General features: G+C 64.4%; 20 protein-coding genes and 1 tRNA gene. 6 read left to right on the forward strand and 15 right to left on the reverse strand.

The features are described 5' to 3' along the window. Positions 1–39: 39 nt before the first annotated feature. The gene (locus tag GTP55_RS15200) at positions 40–3,405 is read left to right on the forward strand and encodes an nSTAND1 domain-containing NTPase (protein WP_161045734.1); all 3,366 of its coding nucleotides are present in this window, start codon (positions 40–42) and stop codon (positions 3,403–3,405) included. Between the two features lie 8 nt (positions 3,406–3,413). Further along, positions 3,414–3,791 carry a hypothetical protein gene (locus GTP55_RS15205; RefSeq protein ID WP_161045735.1) on the forward strand — a complete coding sequence of 126 codons (378 nt, stop codon included), beginning with the start codon at positions 3,414–3,416 and terminating at the stop codon, positions 3,789–3,791. Here the strand turns inward: GTP55_RS15205 and GTP55_RS15210 are convergent. From GTP55_RS15210 to cysS, 7 genes are all read right to left on the reverse strand, one after another. Further along, entirely contained in the window at positions 3,748–4,536 is a 789-nt protein-coding gene (locus GTP55_RS15210; protein ID WP_161045736.1) for a hypothetical protein, read from the reverse strand. The two genes, GTP55_RS15205 and GTP55_RS15210, sit on opposite strands and share 44 nt — an antisense overlap. 202 nt (positions 4,537–4,738) lie before the next feature. Next, positions 4,739–4,831 (reverse strand) — tRNA-Ser (locus GTP55_RS15215). A 113-nt stretch (positions 4,832–4,944) separates the two neighbouring features. Further along, positions 4,945–6,192 carry an aspartate kinase gene (locus GTP55_RS15220; protein WP_161045737.1) on the reverse strand — a complete coding sequence of 416 codons (1,248 nt, stop codon included), beginning with the start codon at positions 6,190–6,192 and terminating at the stop codon, positions 4,945–4,947. Between the two features lie 144 nt (positions 6,193–6,336). Further along, positions 6,337–7,743, reverse strand: coding sequence for a tRNA lysidine(34) synthetase TilS (gene tilS, locus GTP55_RS15225; protein ID WP_161045738.1), 1,407 nt, complete (start codon positions 7,741–7,743; stop codon positions 6,337–6,339). 129 nt (positions 7,744–7,872) lie between these two features. Further along, a complete protein-coding gene (locus GTP55_RS15230; RefSeq protein WP_072786763.1) occupies positions 7,873–8,847 on the reverse strand; it encodes an acetyl-CoA carboxylase carboxyltransferase subunit alpha in 975 nt (324 codons plus the stop codon). A gap of 84 nt (positions 8,848–8,931) precedes the next feature. Continuing rightward, positions 8,932–9,591: a DNA-3-methyladenine glycosylase family protein gene (locus GTP55_RS15235; protein ID WP_110848333.1), complete on the reverse strand. Its 660-nt coding sequence runs from the start codon at positions 9,589–9,591 to the stop codon at positions 8,932–8,934. A gap of 2 nt (positions 9,592–9,593) precedes the next feature. After that, positions 9,594–10,982, reverse strand: a complete 1,389-nt coding sequence (gene cysS / locus GTP55_RS15240) for a cysteine--tRNA ligase (protein WP_161045739.1) — start codon at positions 10,980–10,982, stop codon at positions 9,594–9,596. 237 nt (positions 10,983–11,219) lie between these two features. Between cysS and GTP55_RS15245 the strand changes: the two genes are divergently transcribed. The 3 genes from GTP55_RS15245 (at position 11,220) to GTP55_RS15255 (ending at position 13,150) form a co-directional block, all read left to right on the forward strand. Continuing rightward, positions 11,220–11,786, forward strand: a complete 567-nt coding sequence (locus GTP55_RS15245; RefSeq protein ID WP_229257944.1) for a peptidylprolyl isomerase — start codon at positions 11,220–11,222, stop codon at positions 11,784–11,786. Positions 11,787–11,900: 114 nt separating this feature from the next. Beyond that, positions 11,901–12,392: a peptidylprolyl isomerase gene (locus GTP55_RS15250; protein ID WP_161045741.1), complete on the forward strand. Its 492-nt coding sequence runs from the start codon at positions 11,901–11,903 to the stop codon at positions 12,390–12,392. A 2-nt stretch (positions 12,393–12,394) separates the two neighbouring features. Further along, complete coding sequence (locus tag GTP55_RS15255; RefSeq protein WP_161045742.1) at positions 12,395–13,150, forward strand: UDP-2,3-diacylglucosamine diphosphatase; 756 nt, start codon at positions 12,395–12,397, stop codon at positions 13,148–13,150. Here the strand turns inward: GTP55_RS15255 and GTP55_RS15260 are convergent, their stop codons facing one another. The 3 genes from GTP55_RS15260 to GTP55_RS15270 all read right to left on the reverse strand — a co-directional run bounded on the left by GTP55_RS15260 (position 13,151) and on the right by GTP55_RS15270 (position 15,166). After that, positions 13,151–13,900: a tetratricopeptide repeat protein gene (locus GTP55_RS15260; RefSeq protein ID WP_161045743.1), complete on the reverse strand. Its 750-nt coding sequence runs from the start codon at positions 13,898–13,900 to the stop codon at positions 13,151–13,153. A gap of 53 nt (positions 13,901–13,953) precedes the next feature. Continuing rightward, the gene (locus tag GTP55_RS15265) at positions 13,954–14,463 is read right to left on the reverse strand and encodes a DUF6622 family protein (RefSeq protein WP_202423725.1); all 510 of its coding nucleotides are present in this window, start codon (positions 14,461–14,463) and stop codon (positions 13,954–13,956) included. A 133-nt stretch (positions 14,464–14,596) separates the two neighbouring features. Beyond that, positions 14,597–15,166: a DUF1439 domain-containing protein gene (locus tag GTP55_RS15270; protein WP_161045744.1), complete on the reverse strand. Its 570-nt coding sequence runs from the start codon at positions 15,164–15,166 to the stop codon at positions 14,597–14,599. A 37-nt stretch (positions 15,167–15,203) separates the two neighbouring features. On the opposite strand from GTP55_RS15270, the gene GTP55_RS15275 reads away from it, so the two are divergent. Beyond that, a complete protein-coding gene (locus GTP55_RS15275) occupies positions 15,204–15,914 on the forward strand; it encodes a DUF72 domain-containing protein (protein ID WP_161045745.1) in 711 nt (236 codons plus the stop codon). Here the strand turns inward: GTP55_RS15275 and GTP55_RS15280 are convergent. From GTP55_RS15280 to GTP55_RS15300, 5 genes are read right to left on the reverse strand one after another with little or no spacing between them, the layout of a single operon-like run. Continuing rightward, complete coding sequence (locus GTP55_RS15280) at positions 15,897–17,783, reverse strand: hybrid sensor histidine kinase/response regulator (RefSeq protein ID WP_229257945.1); 1,887 nt, start codon at positions 17,781–17,783, stop codon at positions 15,897–15,899. The two genes, GTP55_RS15275 and GTP55_RS15280, sit on opposite strands and share 18 nt — an antisense overlap. A 14-nt stretch (positions 17,784–17,797) precedes the next feature. Then, the gene (locus GTP55_RS15285; RefSeq protein WP_161045747.1) at positions 17,798–19,126 is read right to left on the reverse strand and encodes a sensor histidine kinase; all 1,329 of its coding nucleotides are present in this window, start codon (positions 19,124–19,126) and stop codon (positions 17,798–17,800) included. Continuing rightward, positions 19,126–20,154: an ATP-binding SpoIIE family protein phosphatase gene (locus GTP55_RS15290; RefSeq protein WP_161045748.1), complete on the reverse strand. Its 1,029-nt coding sequence runs from the start codon at positions 20,152–20,154 to the stop codon at positions 19,126–19,128. Before GTP55_RS15290 ends, GTP55_RS15285 begins: the two co-directional genes overlap by 1 nt. Further along, positions 20,142–20,609, reverse strand: coding sequence for an anti-sigma regulatory factor (locus tag GTP55_RS15295; RefSeq protein WP_229257957.1), 468 nt, complete (start codon positions 20,607–20,609; stop codon positions 20,142–20,144). Before GTP55_RS15295 ends, GTP55_RS15290 begins: the two co-directional genes overlap by 13 nt. Next, the gene (locus GTP55_RS15300; protein WP_161045749.1) at positions 20,609–20,965 is read right to left on the reverse strand and encodes an STAS domain-containing protein; all 357 of its coding nucleotides are present in this window, start codon (positions 20,963–20,965) and stop codon (positions 20,609–20,611) included. The genes GTP55_RS15295 and GTP55_RS15300 overlap by 1 nt, the downstream gene beginning before the upstream one ends. Between the last annotated feature and the right edge of the window lie 7 nt (positions 20,966–20,972).

Raw genomic sequence — 20,972 nt, forward strand, 5'->3', positions numbered from 1 at the left:
TTGTGACAGGAACGGTCTGCACTGGCGGGGCGTAGTAAAATGCTAACATTGGTCTACTCCAAACCCGCCATGCAGCCAACGCGCACGCCCACCGCCCTGTCGTCACCTGCATCGCCGCCGCCGACGCCGACGGCCAGGTTTCGCTTCGGCGACTGGATGGTGGAGCCCTCGCTGAATACCATTTCCAATCCGCACGAACGGCGCCAGATGGAGCCGCGCACCATGGATGTGCTGCTGGCTCTGTGTGCGGCCGGCGGCGCGATCGTCAGCAGCGACGAACTGCTGGCCCGCTGCTGGGGCGGCCTCGTGCTTGGCGACAGCCCGCTGCACAAGAATATCGCCCAGTTGCGCCGCATCTTGGGCGATAGCGCCAGCGCACCGGCTTATATCGAAACCATCCGCAAGCGCGGTTACCGCACCCTGGCGCCACTGGAGTTCTTTGCCGAGCGCGCCAAACATCCGGGCAACTGGGAGTCCGGCTCGCCGTTTCGCGGGCTGCTTGCCTTCGACCAAGCCCATGCGGCAGTGTTTTTCGGCCGCGACGACGTCACCCGCCATCTGGGCGCTACCGTGCTGGCGCAAGCGCGCAGCGGCCTGTCCCTGACGGTGGTGCTGGGGCCGAGCGGCGCCGGCAAGACCTCGCTGATCCAGGCCGGCCTGCTGGCCGGTCTGGCGCCGCAGCGCGCCACCGGGGACTTGGCGGTGCTGGCGGCCACCACGCTGGACCTGATTGACCTCGGCCAGCAATCGCTGCCGACGTCGCTGGCCTGCGCCCTGCTCGACCTGGAATGGGACGATCAACTGGCGTTTCCTGGCGAAAACGCAATGTCGCTGGGCGCGCGGCTCGCCAATGACAGCGCCGGCGTGGTGGCCGAGCTGGCGGCGGCACTGGCGCCTGCGGCCCGCCTTCGACCGGGCTTGCGCTTTGCCATCTTTATCGACCGCTTTGAAGCCTTGTTCAACACCGCGCGAACCGACGAAGCCGCCCGCAATGCCTTCCTGGACATGCTGGAACTGCTCGCGCGCAGCCCGGCTCTGATCGTGCTGATCGCCTGCCGCAACGATTACTATCCCAGCATCGCCCGCTGCGCGCTGTTGAGCGAGGCCCGGCGCCTGGGCGGCCATTTCGACCTCGACCCTCCGGGCTTCAACGATATCCCGCAAATCATCCGCGCCCCGGCCGCCGCTGCCAGGCTCAGCTTCGGTGTCGACCGGCTCACCCATGCCCGGCTCGACGATGTTTTATGCGAAAGCGCGATCGCCAGTCCGGACGCCCTGCCTCTGCTGCAATACTGCCTGCAGGAGCTGTACCGGCTGCGCACCGACACCGGCGAACTGAGCTTCGACGCCTTCCGCCAGTTGGGCGAACTCGAAGGCGCCATCGGGCAACGCGCGGAACAGGTGGTGCTGGGCCTGACGCCGCTCCAGCGCGACGCCCTGCCCCGCATCATGGCGCAAGTGGTGGTGCTGTCCACCGACGATGAACAGGTTGGCAGCCAGCGCGCGCCGTGGACCGCGTTGCCCGACGAGGCGGCCCGCCAGGCCGTCACCGCGCTGATCGAAGCGCGCCTGTTCGTCAGCGACCTGGTGGCCGGCACGCCGGTGTTCGGCATCGCCCATGAAGCCATCCTGCGGCGCTGGCCGCGCATCAGCGCCTGGATCGATACCCATCGCGGCGCCCTGCGCGCCCGCAGCCGCCTGACCCAGCACGCCCGCCGCTGGCGCGCCGAAGGCTGTCCCAGCGATCTGCTGCTGCCCAAGGGAACGCTGTTGACCGAGGCCACGCTGCTGCAACAGGGCGGCGTGGTGACGCTGAGCGCGACCGAACTGGAATGCATCCAGATGTCGGCGCGGCGGGTCCGCCAGCGCGACCGCTTGCGCCTGTCGGCGCTGGCGCTGATCGTGCTGCTGGCGTTGGTCGCGTCGCTGCTGGGAGTGAGCGCGCTGGCCGCCAAACGGTCGGCCGAGACGCGCCGCGAAGAAGCCGAGGGCCTGATCGATTTCATGCTGGGCGACCTGACCGACAAGCTGCGGCCGCTCGGCCGGCTGGACTTCCTCGACACCGTCAGCAGCCGCGCCCTGCAGTACCTGCGCGGCACCAGCAGCAACGCGCTCAACCCGACCGCGCTGACGCTGCGCGCCAAAGGCCTGCAGATGATCGGCGAAGTGCGGCGCTCGCGCGGTGACTCTGCCGGCGCGATCGATGCGCTGCACCAGGCCAGCGCTATTTTGACCCGCCAGCTGGAGCGGGCGCCGCGCGACATCCAGGTGTTGAACAACCTAGGCGCCAATGCTTACTGGATCGGCCAGCTGCACAAGGACCGCAATCAGTGGCAGCAGGCACAGGACGCCTGGCGTGACTACCTGCGCTTTTCCAACCGCTTGTACGATCTGGAGCCCGACAATACCGAATGGTGGGTGGAACGCTCATATGCGCACAACAACCTGGGCAATCTGGCGCTGATGCGCGGCCAGCCGGAGCAGGCGATTCCCGAATTTCTCGCCTCGATCGCGCTCAAGCAGCGCGCGCTGGCGCGCAGGCCGTCGGCGCGCACCGTCATGGTCGAGCTGGCCGACAGCTATTCCTGGCTGGCCTCAGCCACCCAGTCGCTCGGCAAGCTGCAGGCGGCACGCCAGCTGTACGCGGAAGAAATGCAGCTGGTGCTGCGGCTGGCCGACAGCGCCCCCGACGAGTCGCTGTGGACGCACCGTCACGCGGTCGCCCTGCAGCATCGGGCACTCAACAGTATGGCGCTCGGCCTGGACCGGGACGCGCTGCGCGACTATGGCCAGGCGCAGCGCCTGTTCGCCCGGATCGTCGAGCGCGACGGCAAACACCGTGGCTGGCAGGCTGAGAAGGCCAACCTGGAGCAGGAACGCCTGTGGCTGCTCGCGCGCACCGCGCCTGCCGCCGAGGTGCTGTCGCAGTTCGCGGTGATCCGGCGGACCTGGCAGGACATGATGGCGCTCGATCCGAAAAACGTGCTGTGGGCGCGCCGCGCCGCCATCGCCCATACCCACTTTGCCGCGATCCTGCTCAAAGCGGGGCAGCACGCGGCCGCCGGCCAGGAGCTGCAGGCCGCACGGACGAGCTTGCAGCCGATCTACGACGCCAATCCGGACAATCTGAGCGGGCGCCTGACCCTGGCGGAGACACTGTTGTGGTCTGCGTCCTTGCAACAAAAACAAGGGCATACCGCGCTGGCAATTTCCACGTGCCAACAAATCCGGGACATGCTCAAGAACGCAGCTGCGGCCCCGCATAATTTTCAAGTCCTGGAACTCTGGAGCCGGGTCAACGCGTGCCTCGGCGATCGGCCCGCCGTGCGGCAGGCCGCCGCCAGACTGCAAGACATCGGCTACGCCGATCAGGCCTATCTGCAATTTATTTCCCACCACCCCTAAGGAGCATTATGTCTACCGCACCAGCACAATTCCCGGTCTTGGTCTCGATCAACCCCGGCCGCGTCGACTACACCTACTTCGATGCCAGCACCGGCGGGCCGGTAACCAAGCCGTTCATCAACCTGCCCATCGACCGTCCCACCAAGTGCCTGTTTGCCCTGGACTTCCGCTCGTCCGAGGACGGCTGGTGCATCACAGGCATCGAAACGATCGAGGGCCAAGCGCTGAGCACGGTGCCGGGACCGTTTTCGCTGTCGCTGATGACCATCAATCCTCATCATGACCACCATAGCATTCACCGTTTCTACCTGCTGTTTTTGAACACCTTGACGACGGACCAATTCAAGGACGATCCGCAGGAGACCAACGTGCCGCCGAAACCGTAAGGTAGCGTGACAAGCCGGCGCAGATGTCGCCGGCCAGCGCCTCCTGTCGCGCCATGTCCAGGTCGCCGTCGCAATCGAACTGCGCCACCCAGGCGATGTTCCCGGCCCCCGTCTCCACCAGCCGCACGCAGGCGCGCGCGCGCCCCGCCTCAACGCGCAGGCTGCCTTCCACCCGGTAGCAGGTGGCGGTGGCACCGCCGTGCATGCCAGACTGCAGGGCTTGCACCATGACAGCCGCGCCGAATGTCCGGTACAGCCTGGCGCCCAGTTCCTCCTCCAGCCCCCATAAGAAAGCATCGCTGCCGCTGACCCGGCTCAAGTCCCGCAGTGGCGCCAGATGCAGCCTCAGGCCACCGTTGGCGGCCGGGCCAGCCGGGCCGACCACCCGCGGCTCGTAGCCGCCGGTGGGGATTGAAATTTCCGCCAAGTCCGGCTGGCCCACCGCGCGGTAGTAATCCGCAAGCCGCTCGCGCAGGCGCCCGGTCTGCACCCGCACCACCGGATCGAGCGCGGTGTCGTAGACGCGCGGATCGCGCCGGAACACGGCCAGGCCGATGGCGTACTCACTCAACTGGTCGGCGCTGCCGTACAGTTTGGCATCGATCAGAAAGGACAGCAGCTGACGCATGCGCGGCGCTTTGGCAAAGGTGGGGCTGCTCAATATCAGTGCGGCGGCGCGGCGCATGCGGTCGGCAGTTGGCGTCGGGCAGACTTCGTTGTTCATCAGTTCAAGATGGGCATTCATGGCAGTCTCCTTTAACGGGACGCGTTCCCCAACGCATTCCCAGCAGACTGAACTGTATGATTTGCCTGATCTTTTAGCCTTACGGCTATCTTACGGCCCCACCTGGCGCGGCCGGAGATGACATCGGTAGCTGGGCGCTTCGGCGAGCCAGGGGCCGGCCAAACAAAAAAGCCTCCCGCAGGGGAGGCTTGTTTGTTTGTTCTGGCGGAGACGGTGGGATTCGAACCCACGATACAGGTATAAGCCGTATGCATCCTTAGCAGGGATGTGCCTTCGGCCACTCGGCCACGTCTCCCAGTCGATTGCTCAACTATGTCTTTCCAGTCCTTGCGCACCAGAGCAGACGACCGCCATGGTATAGACCGAAAATGATCTGGTCAAGGACAGCAGACCATTTTTTTGAAAAATTTATGCCTTTTCCAGTTCGAACGCTTTGTGCAGAGCGCGTACGGCCAGTTCCATGTATTTCTCGTCGATCAGCACCGAAATTTTGATTTCCGACGTCGAAATCATCATGATGTTGATGCCCTCTTCCGACAGGGTACGGAACATTTTCGACGCCACGCCCACGTGCGAACGCATGCCCACGCCGACCACCGAGATTTTCGATACTTTGGCGTCGCCGGCGATGCTGGCCGCACCCAGCGATTCCTTCGAGTTGTTCAGCACGTCCAGCGCGCGCTGGAAGTCGTTGCGCGGCACGGTGAAGGTGAAGTCGGTCTTGCCATCCACCGACTGGTTCTGGATGATCATGTCGACTTCAATGTTGGCGTCGGCCACCGGGCCCAGGATGTGGTAAGCCACGCCCGGACGGTCCGGCACGCCCAGCACGGTGATTTTGGCTTCATCGCGGTTAAAGGCGATACCGGAGATGACTGCTTGTTCCATGTTTTTATCTTCCTCAAACGAAATCAGGGTGCCCGAGTTGGCTTCCACTTCCAGGTCCAGCATCGGGTCGGTCAGCGACGACAGCACGCGCGTCGGCACGCGATAGTTGCCGGCGAATTCCACCGAACGGGTCTGCAGCACTTTCGAGCCCAGCGACGCCAGTTCCAGCATTTCTTCAAACGTGATCGCCTTCAAGCGGCGCGCTTCCGACACCACGCGCGGATCGGTGGTGTACACGCCGTCTACGTCGGTGAAGATCAGGCATTCGTCGGCCTTCATGGCGGCGGCAATCGCCACGGCCGAGGTGTCCGAACCGCCGCGGCCCAGCGTGGTGATGTTGTCTTCGTCATCCACGCCCTGGAAGCCGGTGATGATGACGATCTTGCCGTCGTCCAGGTCGCGGTTGACCTTGTCGTTGTCGATCGACTGGATGCGGGCCTTGGTGTAGGCGGAATCGGTTTTAATCGCGACTTGCCAGCCGGCGTAGCCGACCGCTTTCTTGCCGATCGCTTGCAGCGCCATCGACAGCAGGCCGACCGAGACCTGTTCGCCGGTGGCGGCGATCATGTCCAGCTCGCGCGGGTCCGGCTGCGACTGGATTTCCTTGGCCAGGCCGATCAGGCGGTTGGTCTCGCCCGACATTGCCGACGGCACCACCACAATGCGGTGTCCGGCGTCATGCCACTTGGCGACACGCCGCGCGACGTTCTTGATACGATCCGTCGAACCCATCGACGTACCGCCATATTTGTGCACGATTAAAGCCATAACAGAGAGTTTTCCGCTCAAATAAAGGTAAATGGAACCCTAAACTCTACCTGCCGCAGTGCAAAATAACAAGTCAAAAAACTCATAATCTCATACTCAATAGGCATATCTACATACAAAATTCGGCAGAAAGCGCTTCAATGTCTATACAGCTTGCCAGCGCAGGCGTATCCGTCCCGCGCCACTGCTCAGATGGTGGCAGTCCATGCCGATACCGGCGGCGAACAGCAGGTCTTTGGCACTTTTGACAACCGGCAGGCGGCCGCGCTCCCACGCTGGAATATCCAGCGCCTGGTAGTGGTATTTGATGGCGCGGGTTGGCCGGTTGTGCGCCGGCTTGAGTTTTTCGCCGCCACGGCGGAATTCGATCAGCAGCGGCTGGCTGCGCAGCCAGTCGGGATCGAGCCCCTCCTCGGCCGCTTCGAAGTGCAGAATGCCGCCGTAAGCCGGAAACGCCAGTTCGGTTTCGCCGTTCCAGCGGAAGGTGGTGCCGGGCTTGTCGTCGAACTGGTCTTCGCGCTGGCCTTCCAGCTCGGCCAGCTTGGGCGTCAGGTGCAGGCGGTCGCGGTAGCGGCGTACGTGGCAATCGGGATGCGTGACCAGCAGCTGGGCGTCGTATTTGGCTTCCAGCAGCTGGGTCAGCATCTCGGCCAGCCAGGCGGTGCTCGGCATGCTGTAGCCGCGCGTGGCGAACCAGTGACGCAGCAGGTTGTAGGCGCGGTCCTGGCTCAGCGCGCGCAGCTTGCTGATGTCGAGCTGATCGCCGTCCTGCGTGGCGATCAGGTCTTGCTCGGCCAGCTCGGTCAGCAGCCGGGTCGCCGATTGCGCGTGCTGGGCGCTGCGGGCGAAGCGTTCCTGAAAGCCGGGGAAATGCTGCTCCAGCGCCGGCATCACGGTGTGGCGCAACGCGTTGCGGGCGTAGCGCGGGTCGTCGTTGGATTCGTCGTGGATGTGGGTTACGCCCTGTTGCGCGACGTAGCCTTCCAGCTGCTTGCGCGACACTTGCAGCAGCGGCCGGGCCATGACGAGGTTGTCGTTGTGCAGCAGGCTGGCGGCGGTGTTGGCGACGTCCATGCCGGACAGGCCGGCCGGGCCGGAGCCGCGCAGCAGTTGCAGCAGCACGGTTTCAGCCTGGTCGTCCAGATGGTGGGCGGTCAGCAGCAGTTGGACGTCGTGTTCCTTGCACAGTGCGCCGAGGGCGGCGTAGCGGGCTTTGCGGGCGGCGGCTTCGGTGCCGGATTTTTTTGCGTCTTGCAGCTGGATGCGACGCGCTTCGAACGAGATGTTGAGCGCGGCGCATTGCTGTTCGCAGTGGGCCAGCCAGGCGTCGGCGTTGGGGCTGAGGCCGTGATGGATGTGGAAGGCGCACAGTGCCAGATCGTGCTGCTGGGCGTAGGCGCGGGCCAGGTGCAGCAGCGCCGACGAGTCCAGGCCGCCGCTGAGGGCGACGGCGATGCGCGGCGTGGCGCCCCCGCCTATGCCGCTGTGCGCGCGGGCGGCAGACACGGCTTGCTCAAAGGTGGACGTGAGGGTGGGCTTTTGCTGCTTCAATCGTGGCTCCGAAATGCAAACCGGGAGCCGCGCAATTGCGGGCTCCCGGCGATGGTGTATGGATCCCGGCTTGCGCCGGGATGACGGCGGGCGTCGCCCCGGCGCAAGCCGGGGTCCATGCTGAGTAAATTACTCCTGCGGCGTGGTCTCTTTGAACTTGCCGTAGCTCATCAGCTTTTCGTGACGAGCTTCCAGCAGGTCCTTGGTTTTCATGCCGTGGAACTGGCGCAGCGAGTCGGCCAGCGCGCGTTTCAGCAGCGTTGCCATCTGTTTCGGATCGCGATGCGCGCCGCCCAGCGGTTCGCTGACGATCTTGTCGATCAGGCCAATCGCTTTCAGACGATGTGCGGTCAGGCCCAGGGCTTCAGCGGCATCGGCCGCGCGCTCCGAGGTCTTCCACAGGATCGAGGCGCAGCCTTCCGGCGAGATCACCGAGTAGGTCGCGTATTGCAGCATGATGACCTGGTCGGCCACGGCAATCGCCAGCGCGCCGCCGGAGCCGCCTTCGCCGATGATGGTGGCGATCAGCGGCACTTTCAGTTCCGCCATCACGTACAGGTTGTGGCCGATCGCTTCCGACTGGCCGCGTTCTTCCGCGTCGATGCCCGGGAAGGCGCCCGGCGTATCGACAAACGTAAAGACCGGAATGCCGAACTTCTCGGCCAGCTTCATCAGGCGCATGGCCTTGCGGTAGCCTTCCGGCTTCGGCATGCCGAAGTTGCGCATGGCGCGTTCTTTGGTGTCGCGTCCCTTCTGGTGGCCGATCACCATGCACGCCTGGCCGTTGAAGCGGGCCAGGCCGCCCACCACCGACAGGTCGTCCGCATAGGTGCGGTCGCCGTGCAGTTCGTGGAAGTCGGTGAAGATTTCGTTGACGTAGTCCATGGTGTATGGACGTTGCGGGTGACGCGCGATCTGCGATACCTGCCATGGCGTCAGCTTGGCGTAGATGTCTTTGGTCAGTTGCTGGCTCTTTTTGGCCAGACGGTCGATCTCCTCAGAGATATCGACTGCCGAATCGTCCTGGACGAAGCGCAATTCTTCGATCTTGCCGTCGAGTTCAGCAATCGGTTGCTCAAAATTGAGGAAAGTCGTTTTGGTCATTGTACCTCCGTGTTTATTCTCGGCTGCGGCATCGTGGCCCGCTTGTGACGGGCACAAAAAGGCCTCGCGCAGCGATTAGAGTATCTATTCTACAGCAACCGGATCCAAACTACGCCATAAGTACCATGTGGCGACGGTCCGGTAGGGTTCCCAGTTGGCCGACACCTCGCGCGCATCGCTGCGCGAGACCGGTTCGCCGGAGAAGTAATTCTGGCTGATGCCCTGGATCAGACCGGGGTCGTCCAGCGGCAAAACGTTGGGACGCAGCAGATTAAATATCAAAAACATCTCGGCTGTCCAGCGGCCGATGCCGCGGATCTGCACCAGCTCGGCGATCACGGCCTCGTCGTCCATCTGGTCCCACTGGGCCGTATGCACGCGCTTGTTCTTGAAGTGGTCGGCCAGGTCGAGGATGTACTCGGTCTTGCGCTTGGACAGGCCGCAGGCGCTCAGCTGCTCGGCGCCGGCCTTGATGATCTGCGCCGGCGAGCATTTGGGGCTGATCAGCAGCAGCTTTTTCCAGGCGACATCCGCCACCTTGGCGGTCACCTGCTGGCCGACGATGGAGCGCGCCAAGGTGGTAAACGGGTCGTGATGGCCCACGAGGTGCAGGTCGCCGAACTGCGGGATGAGCTTGTTCATGATGCGGTCCCGCTTCATCAGCTCGATCTTGGCTTGCTCCCAGTACGGCGGAACGGCCGATACCGGGCTGGCAGCGCCCTCGTTATCCTTGGCGTTGACCATAATTATGCGCGGCGCCAGTTGGTGGTGCCGTCAGGCTTGTCTTCGAGGATCACGCCCTGGGCCAGCAGATCGGCGCGGATCTTGTCCGATTCGGCGAAGTTGCGGGCTTTCTTGGCTTCGGCGCGCTGCACGATGGCGGCCTCGATGGCGCCATCGTCGCCACCGGCGTCACCCACTGCGGCCTGGCGGAATTGCTGCGCGCTGCGCTGCAACAGGCCGATCACGGCGGCCAGTTCTTTCAGCTGGCGTGCCAGCATCGGCGATTTCGACTTGTTCAGCTCGGTCACCAGATCGAACAGCGCCGCCACCGCCAGCGGCGTGTTGAAGTCGTCGTCCATCGCTGCGGCGAAGCGGGCTGCATGTTCTTCCTGCCAGTCGAGCGGCTGGCCGTCGCCTGCCACGCCGTCCAGCGCGGTGTACAGGCGGGTCAGCGCGCCACGGGCGTCGTCCAGATGGGCGTCCGAATAGTTCAGCGGGCTGCGGTAGTGCGCGCGCAGGATAAAGAAACGAATCACTTCGGCGTCGTACTTCTTCAGCACGTCGCGGATGGTGAAGAAGTTGCCCAGCGACTTGGACATTTTCTCGTTATCCACGCGCACGAAACCGTTGTGCACCCAATAGTTGACCATCTGGTGGCCGAACGCGCCTTCCGACTGCGCAATCTCGTTCTCGTGGTGCGGGAACTGCAAGTCCGCGCCGCCGCCGTGGATGTCGAAATGTTCGCCCAGCAGCGCCGAGCACATGGCCGAGCACTCGATGTGCCAGCCCGGACGGCCCTTGCCCCACTTGGAATTCCACTTGGCCTCTTCCGGCTCGGATTCCTTGGCGGCTTTCCACAGCACGAAGTCGAGCGGATCGCGCTTGCCGGTGTTGACGTCGACGCGCTCGCCGGCGCGCAGGTCGTCCAGCGACTTGCCGGACAGGCGGCCGTAGTTCGGGAAGTTGCGCACCGCATAGTTGACGTCGCCGTCTTCGCCCTGGTAGGCCAGGTCTTTCGATTCCAGCGTCTCGATCAGCGCCAGCATTTGCGGCACGTATTCGGTGGCGCGCGGCACCTGCGTCGGCGGCAGAATGCCGAGCGCGGCGGTGTCTTCGTCCATGTACTGGGTGAAACGGGTGGTCAGCTGGGTGATGGTCTCGCCGTTTTCCACCGCGCGCTTGATGATCTTGTCGTCGATGTCGGTGATGTTGCGGGCGTAGGTGACCTGGTAGCCGGAAGCCAGCAGCCAGCGGTACATGACGTCAAACGCCATCATCATGCGGGCGTGGCCGATGTGGCAGTAATCGTAGATGGTCATGCCGCACACGTACATGCGGACTTTGCCCGGCTCGATCGGTACGAAGGTCTGCTTGTCACGCGCCAGCGTGTTGTAAATCTTTAAATTGCTCATCGGACTCTTGCGTTTTGCTGGAGGTCCCGGGCAATACGATGGCCCGGCGCACTGGTAAAACCGCGCGCACTGGTCATCATCGTGTGCCTGGGGGAACCTCGGGAATGTTCTTGTTTCCACCTTCTAAGGGGTAGAATGGAACAAGTATAGCATTGATAAAAACAGCATAGGCCTCATCTGTAATTGGATTTTGCCTGTCTAACATTGATAAGAGGAAGCTCGATGCACCAAAAACTGATGACTGCCCTCGTCGGCCTGGCCCTGTCCGGCGCCGTGCTGGCCGCCGAACCGCAAGTCGAACTCAAGACCACCATGGGCGATATTGTGCTGGAACTGGACCACGACAAGGCGCCCAAATCAGTCGACAACTTCCTCGCCTACGTCAAGTCGGGCTACTACAAGAACACCATCTTCCACCGCGTGATCGACGGCTTCATGATCCAGGGTGGCGGCTACGACGAAAAGCTCAAGGGCAAGCCGACCAACAAGCCGATCCCGCTGGAAGCCAGCAACGGCCTGCACAACGTCAAATACTCGCTGGCGATGGCGCGCATGGGCGATCCGAACTCGGCCACGTCGCAATGGTTTATCAACGTCGAAGACAACGCAGGACTGGATGCGCCGGGGCCGGATGGCAGCGGCGGCTATGCCGTCTTCGGCAAAGTCATCAAGGGCCAGGAGACCGTCGACAAGATCAAGGCGGTACTGGTGGATGACAAAGGCATGTTCCAGAACCTGCCGGTAGTACCGGTGGTGGTCAAGTCGGCGACGATTTTGAAGACACCAATCCAGCCAAAACAGTAAAATAGCGGCCTGCCGTCATTCCCGCATGAGCGGGAATCCATGCTGAGCCAGCTATCCATGGGTTCCCGCTTGCGCGGGAACGACGATCATATTTTCACCATTCAGGATAACAAAATGACCAAAGTAATCATCAAAACCAATCTGGGCACCATGACCGCCGAACTGGACGCGGAAAAAGCGCCGAAAAGCGTCGCCAACTTCCTGGCCTACATGGAAGCCGGCCACTACAACAACACCATCTTCCACCGCGTGATCGACGGTTTCATGGTCCAGGGCGGCGGTTTTGAGCCAGGCATGAAGCAAAAGCCAGCCGACACCACCGTGGAAAACGAAGCCAAGAACGGCCTGAAAAACGAACCGTACACGCTGGCCATGGCCCGCACCTCGGCGCCGCACTCGGCATCGGCCCAGTTCTTCATCAACGTGAAAAACAACTCCTTCCTGGACTACCCAGGCCAGGACGGCTGGGGCTACGCCGTGTTCGGCAAAGTGGTTGAAGGCACCGACGTGGTCGACGCCATCAAGAAAGTCAAAACCACCCGCAGCGGCATGTTCGCCGACGTGCCGGCAGAAGACGTGATCATCGAAAGCGTCACGCTGGCCTGAGCATGAGTGAAGTCTGCGCGCTGTTCGTCTCCGATCTGCATTTGCAGCCTGCGCATCCCGCGACCAGTACGGCGTTTTTCGGCTTTCTGGAACGGCATGCGCGGCACGCGCAGCAGTTGTATCTGCTCGGCGACCTGTTCGAGTATTGGGCCGGCGATGATGACATCGCCGATCCCTTCCACCAGCAGGTGGTGGCGGCGCTGCGCGCCGTCAGCGATGCGGGGGTGGCGGTCTACTGGATCGCCGGCAACCGCGATTTCCTGGTCGGCGCCCGCTTTGCCGAGGCCGCCAACCTGACCCTGCTGCCGGAAACCTGGGTGGCCGACATCGGCGGCCGGCAGGTGGTGGTGCTGCACGGCGACGCCCAGTGCACGCAGGACATCAAATATATGGAATTCCGCGCCATGGTGCGGCAGCCCGCGTGGCAGCAGCAGTTCACCGCCATGCCGCTGGCGCAGCGCAAGGCGATTGTCGAAGGCCTGCGCGCCGACAGCCGCAAGGAACAAAGCGGCAAATCGTATGAAGTGATGGACGTGACACCCGAGGCGATTGCCGAGGTTTTTGCGCAGACCGGAGCCAGCGTCATGATCCACGGCCATACCCACCGCCCTGCCCTGCACCATGTCGGCGACAAGCTGCGCTACGTGCTGCCGGACTGGGAGCCGGATGCGACACCGCCGCGCGGCGGCTGGATCGCCATCGACGCCGATGGCGTCATCACGCGCCACGATCTGAGCGGCGCGGTCATTCTCCACTAATCAGCGGATCGACCCCATCGCCGCGTTCAGGCGGCGCACCAGTTGCTGGTTGAGGTCGCGCGTGTGGCGTGCCCAGCGCTCCATGGTGCGCTGCAATTCCGTGTTCAGCTGCCTGGCCTTGTCGGCATCGCCGACGCTGGCCGCCCAGATGGCAAACTCGGCCTGCACCGTAAAGCTGTTATAGCGGCTCAGCGCAAACTCAAACTCTGCCCGCGCCTCGTCCTGGCGGCCGGCTGCGGCCAGCGCCTGCGCCAGCAGCAAGGACACTTGTTCGGGACGGAATTTGTCATCGCTGCTGCGGATGGTTTGCAGATACGCCACCGCCGCTGCCGCCCGGCCGCTGGCCAGCGTGGCGCGCGCGGCGCCGTAGCGAATTTCCAGATCCCCCGAGAACGGACCGCTGAGGCAAGCCTCGTAGGTCGCGGCCGCTTCTTCCGCGTTGCCGGCCTCCAGCTGGGCGCTGGCCAGCCGCATCTGATTCTGCGCAGTCGGCGTGAACTCGTAGGCGTCACGCGCCTCGCGCAGCTCGCGGCCCGGATCCAGCGTCTTGGCGGCGGCGCTGACCGCCTTGCGGGCGCCGTGCTGCAACTTCGAATTCGGCAGGTAGATCGCGAAGAAATACACCACACTGCCCAAGCCGGGGAACAGGAACAGAATCATCACCCAGTACAGCTGCTGCCCGCTGCGAATAGCGTGGATGGCGAAGAAGATCGCCACCAGCACATGCAAACCGATACCAAAAATAGTCATACACGACCTCTACAAACTTGAGAACGACCGATTGTAGAGGCATCTGCCCCGCATCACAAGCCAGCGACTGCCACCGGCTGACGTTGCAGGGCTGCGGCGTAGCGGGCCAGGCGACCGAGGAACAGGCCGTTAAACACGCCATACAGCAGAGCGACGGAGGCGGCAAACAGTACGCTGTGCTGCAGTTCAGGATGCATGGCCGACATCACAGCCACGGCGTATTTTGTGACAAAAATAGCAATCATCAGCACCAGCGGCATCCAGCTGCCGCGCTGCAAGACAGTCCCGGCAGCGCGATTAACCATGATTTCGCGGCGGGAAAACTGCCAGATCGCCGCTGCCGAGGCTGCGGCGCCCAAGGCCCACAGCGGCCATACGCCATCGCCCAGCGGACCGTGACCGTTGATGCTGGTCACCGACAGTCCCACCATTACCAGCGGGATCAGCGCCACTTTGCGCAACGAGGTTTCGCGGTCCTGGCTGGCCAGCCAGCCGCGGTAGATCAGGAAGGCCAGCAGGGCCCAGACGTAGACAGGGGTGTGGGAGATAATTTGCTGAATCATGGTGTGCTCCGTGAGTAAGTTAAGTGGCTGGGTTGATGTAGCCACTATGCGCTCAAGCTCAGCGCCACGGATCGCCATGCGACGAAATGCGCCGGCCCGGCGCGAAATGCAGCCGGCCGGCGCGAAATATTCCCTACTGCGCCGGCTGCAGCCGGGCCACCAGGCCGCCGGGACGGGTATCGATGCCGGTCAGCACGAACTGCACGCCGGCATAGCGCAAGTCTTCCGGGCGGAAGGTATGCAGCGGCACGTCGCGGATGACCTTGTCGCTGAGCAGGTTCGCCACGCTGGCGAGCTGCGCCTGCTTGCCCTCGTCCATGTTATCGACAATGAAGCGGTCGACATGGGCGTCGGCAATGTAAATCGCATTGTGCGGGCTATCCACCCGCAGCCGGCCGGAGATCAGCATGCTGCCATGCCAGGACTGGCGCGCCAGCAGCGGCGACACGCCCAGGTCGACCGACAGCGACACCCGGTCGTTTTCCGCCAGCACCGCCAGACGCGGATGGCTCAGTTCCACCTCGAACACGCCCAGCACGCGCTGATGCATGGGGAATTTACGATCCAGGCTGGTTTGCAGACGCTCTTGCGGCAACTCGACCTCGCGCGGCCCGATCAGGGTGGCGCAGGCGGTCACCAGCCCGGCCAGCAGTACGGCCAGCCACAGTGGCGCGCCAGATTTGGCGATGCGTTTAAGATCCATCGGGACATCCTTCACAAATACGGAATCTGCGCATTATATGACTCTCACGCGATTGGGTTGTGCCGGTTGGAGCATCAGCCGCGAAGCGGCGCCCTCCTTCACCGGATCCGGCAGCCATCTGGAACGCTATGCCGCCGTGTTCAACGCGGTGGAAATCAATTCCTCGTTTTACCGTCCGCACCAGCCGCAGACTTACGCCCGCTGGGCCGACAGCGTGCCGGCCGATTTCCGTTTCTCGGTCAAGCTGCCGCGCAGCATCACGCACGAGCGCCGCCTGCAGGACATCGCCGCCCCGCTGACCCAGTTCATCGCCGAAGCGGGCACGCTGGGCGACAAGCTGGGCTGCGTGCTGGTGCAACTACCGCCCAGCCTGGCGCTGGACGCGGCGGTGGCCGACGAGTTCCTGCAACGCCTGCGCGGCCAGTTCGACCGCATGCTGGCCGTCGAGGCGCGCCACCCGGGCTGGTTCAGCGAGGACGCCAGCGCGCTGCTGCAACGCCACCGCATCACCCGCGTGATCGCCGATCCGCCGGTCGGCCAGCCGGGGCCGTACGTGCCGACCACCGACGATGGTTACGTGCGCCTGCACGGCAGTCCGCGCACCTATTATTCCTCGTATGACGAGGCGTATCTGGCCAGCGTGGCGACATGGCTGGCCGAACGCGATGCCTGGTGCATCTTCGACAATACCGCGTCCGGCGCCGCCATGCTCAACGCCTTGCAGCTGCGCTCAGCGCTGGGGCTGTAGCGCCCGCTCCAGGTCATCGAACCTGGCCGGCTTGACCAGGTGATAGTCGAAACCGGCTGCGCGGCTGCGTTCGCGGTCCTGGTCGGAACCATAGCCGGTGTGGGCGATTAGACGCGTGTGTGCGAAGGCCGGCTCGGCGCGCAGCATACGCGCCAGCGTGTAGCCGTCGATGCCCGGCAGGCCGAGGTCGAGCACAATGGTTTCCGGCTGGTGCGCGCGTGCCTGTACCAGCGCCTCCTCGGCATTGTTGGCGGTGACGACATCGTGGCCCATCATCTTCAGCAGTTCCGCCATCACGCTGACCGAGTCGACGTTATCGTCCACCAGCAGCAGACGCAGGCTACCGGGCACGGCCGGTTCCGGCACAGCCGCAGGCGCCACCTCCGCCGGCAACCGCAACGGGAACTCCAGCACAAACGTGCTGCCCTTGCCAATGCCGTCGCTGTAGGCTTGCACTTTGCCTCCATGCATGTCCACCAGCTTGGACACCAGTGACAAGCCAATGCCGAGGCCGTCATGCATGCGGTCACGGGTCGAGGCGCCCTGCGTGAACATGCCAAAGATGCGCGCCAGGTTGTACGAGGTGATGCCGATGCCGTTGTCGCCCACCGCGATGCGGATGCGGTCGGTCTGCGGCAGCGTCACGGTCAGTGTGATCTCGCCGCCGGGGTCGGTGAACTTGGCGGCGTTGTGCAGCAGGTTGCCGAGGATCTGCGACAGCCGCACCGGATCGCCATGCAGCCACACCGGCTGCGGCGGCACGGCGATGCGCAGCCGGTGGCCGCGCGATTCGATCAGCGCCTTGACCGTCTCGACGGCCGGCTCGATCACCGCGTGCAGCTCCACGTCCTGCTGCCGCAAGGTCAGCTTGCCTTGCGAGATGCGCGCCACGTCCAGCAAATCGTCCACCAGATGGGTCAGGTGGCCGACCTGGCGCAGGATCACGTCGCGCGCGCGCTGGTGCACCTCGGCCTGCGTGGCCGGCACCGTGTTCATCAGTGTGACCGCGTTGCGGATCGGACTGAGCGGATTGCGCAGCTCGTGCGCCAGCGTGGCCAGGAAATCGTTCTTGTGCTCGTCCGCCTGGCGCAGCAGCGCCTCCATGTTCTTGCGTTCGCTGATGTCGCTGCTGATGCGGGCCACGCGGTACGGCTGCTGCTGGTCGTCGCGCACCAGGAAGGCGCGGTCGCGCACCCAGCGCACCGCGCCTTCCTCGCCGAGCCGGAACTCCTGGTCGTAATGGCCCGCGCTCAGGAAGGCTTGCCAGTCGGCCTGCACCACCTGGCGGTCGTCCGGATGGACCGCTTCCAGCCAGTCGTCCGGCGTCTGCTGCAGCTGCGCCAGCGGACGGCCAAACAGGCGCTCGTAGGCCGGGCTGGCGTACAGCAATCGCTGGTCGCTGATATTGAACATCCAGAACACGTCCTCGATGTTCTCGGCCAGCTGGCGGAAACGTTCCTCACTGTTGCGCAGGTCCGTCTGGGTGCGTTGCAGCCGCAGCAAGGCGTTGACGTTGGCGATCAGCTCGTCGGCCTCGATCGGCGCCGCCAGGTAATTGTCGGCGCCGCCGTCCAGGCCGCGGATCTTGTCGTCGCGGCCGATCAGCGCGGCCGAGGTTTGCAGCACCAGCACCGTGCAGGTAGCCACATCGGACTTGATGCGGCGGCACACTTCGATGCCGCTGATGTCGGGCAGCTTAACGTCCAGCAGCACAAGCGCCGGCGCCTCCTTGCGCGCCATCTCCAGCGCGTCGGTGCCGTTGGCGGCTTCGATCACGCGGAAGCCGGCGCTCAGCAGGATGCGCGTCTTGACGTAACGCGCGCCGTCGTTATCGTCCACATTCAGTATCAGAATAGAGCTGTTGTCCATGACGGTATCCTTGTTCATGGGGAGGCGGCCGGCAGCCGCAGATAAAACGTCGAACCGCTGCCCTCGGCACTGGACACATCCACCGTGCCGCCCAGCAGCGTGGCCAGCTTGCGGCACAGCGGCAGGCCCAGTCCGGTGCCTTTGGCGCGCCGTTGCAGCGGGTGCGCAATCTGGCTGAACTCTTCAAAAATCAATTGCTGGTTGTCGGCACTGATGCCGATGCCGCTGTCGGTGACGGCGAAGGTCACGTGGTCTTCGCCCTCGTCCAGCAGCTGCACCACCACCTGGCCTTCCTCGGTAAACTTGAGCGCATTGGAGATGAAGTTGCGCAGGATTTGCGTGACCTTGCCTTCGTCCGACATCAAGGTCAGCGGCGGCGGCTCGACGAACACCAGCTCCACCGGCGCGTCGCGCGTCAGCGGCCGCAGCATGCCCTTGAGCGCGCTGAACATCGCGCCGACCTCGACCGGCGACAGCGTCACATCCACCTTGCCGGCCTCGATCTTGGCCAGGTCCAGCAGGTCGTTGACCAGTTCCGACAGGTCGCCGGCGGCGCTGGCGATAAACGCCACCTGGCGCTCCTGCTCCTCGGTCAGCGGGCCGTCCATGCGGTCCAGCAGCAGCTTGCTTAGCGCGCGGATCGAGCTCAGCGGCGTGCGCAGTTCGTGGCTGGTGTTGGACAGGAAGCGCGATTTCATTTCATCGGCCTTGCGCAGGCGCTCGGCCTTTTCCTCGATCTCGGCGTACAGCGCCACCACGCCGCGGTTGGTGTCTTCCAGTTCGCGCGTCAGCGCCAGCAAGTCGTCCTGGCGTTCGCGCAGTTCGGCCAGCGCCTGCGCCAGCTCACGGTTTTGCTGCTCGATTTCCGAATAGGTGCTTTGGATCGGCGTCGCCACCAGCTGCGCGCTGACCTGCGCCAGGTCCACCGGGACGCGGCCCGGCTGCGCCGGCAAGCTCTTGTTCATCTCCACCTTCAGCTCCAGCGGCGTGGCGCTGACGATGGTGCATTCGTCCATCAAGCGCCGTGCCGTCAGCAGCGCGCCGTCCAGCCGCGCCGTGGCCGCATCGCCTTCGATGGCGGCTGGCGGCCGCTCGGCGCCTTCGGCACTGATGATCACCTTCAGCTGCGCCGGCTGTTCCCGCACATTGACGGCGAAGGTGGCGCGACCGCCCTCCAGCCGGCCGTAGGCGCAGCGCGCCACTTCCGACACCGCCGTGGCGATCCGCACCTGGTCCTGCACGCCGAAATTGAGCAGGGCGGCCACCTGGCGCGCGCGCTGGCGCACTGCCACCAGGTCCGGCGTGCTGCCGATGTTGACCTGCAAAATGCGCACGAACGACATCACATGTTCTCCACGGTTTTGACCACCAGCACGCTGGCGTCGTCGCGCCCGCGGCAGTGGTCGCGCAGCAGCACGCCGGCAATCAGCGCCGGTTCGCGCGTGGCCAGGCCGGGATAAGCCGCCAGGTCCCACTGGGTGGTGATGCCGTCGCTGGCCAGCACCACCAGCGCGCCGGCCGGACACTCAAACACCAGCTCATTGACCTTGCGCATATTGTGGCCGACGATGCCGTTATGCGACATCAGCTGCCGCCGCGCGGCGGCGTCGATGATGATACTGGCGCCGATGTTGCCGACGCCGGCAAAGCGCAACTGCCGCGCCGCCAGATCCAGCTCGCCAATCGCCATGGCGGCGCCGCGTGTCGGCCGCAGCGCCTGGTGACAGTCTTCCATCAGCCGCTGCGGCGCGTGGCCGGGTTCGTCCATCAGCGCCTGCACCGCCGCAGCCGCCGCCTTGGCCGCTTCCGGCCCGTGACCGAGGCCGTCGGCCATCAGCAGCACCAGGCGGCCGTGCTGCTGCGCCACCGCCCAGGCGTCGCCGCAGGCCGTTTCGCCCGCCAGCGGCAGGCAAACGCCGCCGTAGAGGACCGGCTGCCCGGCCGCCGCCGGGTCCAGCCACAGGCGCGCCAACAGCGCCGTGCCCTTGCCCGACGGCGCATATACGTCCAGCTGGTCGGCCTGGCGGCGCATCGCGCCCAGGCCGGTGCCGGCGGTGCCGGCGCTGGAGACGCCGTCCTGCATCGATTGCGCCAGATTGCCGATGCCGGGACCGTTGTCCAGCGCCAGCACCTCGATACAGCGCTGGCCGCCGTGCGCGGCCAATGTCACGCGCAGGCGGCCTTCGCCGGCGTGCTTGATGATGTTGCTGGCGGCCTCGGTAATGACGATCGCCAGCTGGCCGGCGCGCGTCTCCCCCATGCCCAGTTGCTCGGCCAGGGTCTGGCCGCTGCGCCGGGCGGCGCCGACATCGCTGACGTGGCTGATGGTGATCCATTCAGCGGGTGCCAGCGAACTACTTAGATTTTCCATTTAATAATCGCTACTGCAGTGCCCTCGCTGGGGCGTGAATCAATCAGAAAATCATCGACCAGGCGCTTGGTGCCGCCCAGTCCAAGACCGAGGCCGCCACCGCTGGTGTAGCCGTCGCGCAGCGCCAGGTCGATGTCGGCGATGCCGGGGCCGGTGTCGGCAAACACCAGCCGCAGCCCGTTGCGCAGGCCGTCGACCAGGCGTTCCAGCAACACCACGCCGCCGCCGCCGTACTTGATGGTATTGCGCGCCAGCTCGCTGGCGGCCGTGACCAGCTTGGTCTGCTCGACCAGGCTCAGTTTCAACTCCAGGGCGTGCTCGCGCACCGCCTTGCGCACCGCCACCACGTGTTCGTCGGTTTCCAGCGGCAGCACCTGGTGCAGCCTGGCCTGGCTGGCATACTGCGTCAGCAACGGCGAGTGGTAGCGGCTGATATCGGGCGAGGCGAGGCTCATCACGCGTAGTTCTTTCCTAGCAGCTGCATGCCCTTTTCGACATTCAGCGCAGTTTTCACGCCCGGCAAGGTCAGGCCGAGTTCCACCAGCGTAATCGCCACCGCCGGCTGCATGCCGACCAGCACCGTCTGGGCGTCCAGCACGCGCGCCATGGCGGCGGTGTTGCTGATCATGCGGCCGATGAACGAGTCCACCAGGTCCAGCGCGGAAATGTCGATCAGCACGCCTTTGGCATGGTCGCGGACGATGCGTTCGGTCAGGTCATCCTGCAAGGTCAGCGCCAGGCTGTCGTGCATGTCCACCTGGATGGTCACCAGCAGCAGGTCGCCAATGCGCAAAATAGGAATCCGTTCCATGCTGCGC

Source organism: Duganella margarita (assembly GCF_009857535.1).
Lineage (GTDB): Bacteria > Pseudomonadota > Gammaproteobacteria > Burkholderiales > Burkholderiaceae_D > Rugamonas > Rugamonas margarita.